The organism is Novosphingobium sp., from assembly GCF_036733805.1.
In the GTDB taxonomy this organism is placed as follows: Bacteria; Pseudomonadota; Alphaproteobacteria; order Sphingomonadales; family Sphingomonadaceae; genus Novosphingobium.
This window is the reverse complement of record NZ_DAIMZT010000106.1, coordinates 1-1,972: the sequence shown is the minus strand read 5'-3', so window position 1 is coordinate 1,972 and position 1,972 is coordinate 1. Positions and strand designations below refer to the sequence as shown.

Genomic DNA, 1,972 nt, shown 5'->3' with positions numbered 1-1,972 from the left:
CCGAAGCGGGCAAGCTGGTAGACGGCGAGATCGAGAAGATCGCGGGCACCGGCGAGCGAATAGGCGCTGTCGGGATCGATCAGCAGTTCCTGCTGGCTGACGGCGATGCCGCTGGTGGACTGGCTGTAGCCGGTGCCCAGAACGATGCTGTCGACCGAACCCGTCAGGTTACCCTGGGAGTACTGCAGAGCGCCGCTCATGACGATGCCCTTGCCGCCGGTGCTGCCATCGCCCCACGCCTCATAGGTCGTGTTCGGATCGATGGTGGTGGTGGCGAGAGAGCTGGTCTGAGCGTCGTAGAACGCACCGTAGGTCGAACCGAAACCGCTCGTCCAACCGTTGAGGTAGCCGATCAGATCGGAGGAAGACTGCGTCAGTTGAATTGTGGTAGCCATAGGTGTACTCCTTTGCTGGCCAATATCGATACCTTCGTCCTGTGGCGAAGGCGTTTCATCTCCGGGACGGGCTGCAACCCAGCCCGGAGAATTTCTTCCACGGTTCAGAACTTCACGTTCATCGTCGCGATAAAGGTGCGGCCTGGCGCCGTGTAGGCGCTTGCCGCCGGGATGTATTTGCGGTCCGTCAGGTTATTGACGGCGAAGCGAAGCGTGGCCTTGTCGTTGAAGGCATAGGAACCGTAGAGATCCACCGTCGTGTAGGGATCGGTCACCTCGCGCAGATTGCCTTCCGTATCCAGCGTGCGAGACTGTGTCGGCGTAACGTGGTTGAGCCTTGCGCCCAGCGAGAATTTTTCATCGAAGAAACGCATGCCGCCATCGAGCGTCAGCTTCACCTTGGGCGCGACGTCGCCCGGCCAGGCAACGATTTCGCCCGTTGTGGTGGTCGTGCCGTTGGAAAAAACCTGTGTCTTTTCAGGCCATTCTGTTTTCAGAAATGTTGCCGAACCGCCGATCCAGAAACTGCGGGCATCGTAATTGCCCTCGAATTCAAGCCCGCGCATATAGGTCGTGCCGTCCAGATTGACGAAGCTGGTATATGTACGGTCGAGAACCTGATCCGTGACGAGATAGCCGAGCGCGATATAGTCCTTCACCTCACGGCGAAACGCGGCCATTTTGATGCGAATGGAATCGTCGTCCAGCAGCACGCCGTCGAAGCTCATATTCGCGCCGACTTCGTAGGTCGTCGCCTTTTCGGCACGCAGAGCCTGGTTCGGAGCGTATTCGTATCCAGCACTGTCGCCCGGTCGCGCTCCAGCGAAAAATGCTTCGAGAATTGTCGGCGGACGCAGGCTCTGGGAATAGCTCACATAGGGGCGGAACCAGTCGACGGGTTTCAGCTCGATGGTGGCGGAGGGCAGCCAGGCGCTATAGGTGCGATCGATATCGACTTCATGCGCGGGATATTCGGTGACCGGCGTATTGGTAGTTATACCAGTGCCCGGCATGCAGTTGGCCGATGTCCGCGGCCAGATGCTGACGAGAAAAATATTATAACGGGATGCCCATATGGGGGAGTTTGCAGGCAGAAAGACCCGATTGAAGTATTCCAGGGCCGTATAGTGATTGCGAACAAGGTCGCAAGGCACACTTGTCGTTACTATCGATTCCTTGACACTATAATACGTCGCAGATCCTTTCAGGCGCGACCAGTCGTAACGCACGCCGCCACTCAGCGTGATCCAATCGGCCGGCTCAAGCTCACCATTCAGGAACAGGCTGGCGACATCGCGCCGCCCGGCAGGGCTGAATGACGTGTAGCTGCTGGCGAAGGAGGGATTTTCCGCAATTTTGGCGCTTGTCGCGACGGATGTGGCAATGTCCCGGAAAGCTTCGGCCCCATAGTTCAGACTGAGCGCGCCCGCCACCGTATCAAAGCGACTGGTATTTTCCAGGCTACCGCCGAAGCTGCGCAGGCCCATGTCAAGGTTCGTTTCGGCCGCGTATCTCTCTCGTTCCGCCCGCAGTTCATGCGTCATATTATCGTTGAGCCACAGCGACGACTTGAGGTC

The 1,972-nt window shown here is 58.2% G+C and carries 2 protein-coding genes; both read right to left on the bottom strand.

Going from position 1 to position 1,972, the window contains the following annotated elements; translation table 11 throughout:
• Nucleotides 1-395, bottom strand: a 395-nt coding sequence (locus V7D69_RS15275; RefSeq protein ID WP_333606229.1) for a hypothetical protein, incomplete at its 3' end; no start/stop codon positions are given.
• A gap of 104 nt (nt 396-499) precedes the next feature.
• A partial coding sequence (locus tag V7D69_RS15270) for a TonB-dependent receptor domain-containing protein (protein WP_333606228.1) occupies nt 500-1,972 on the bottom strand: 1,473 nt, incomplete at its 5' end.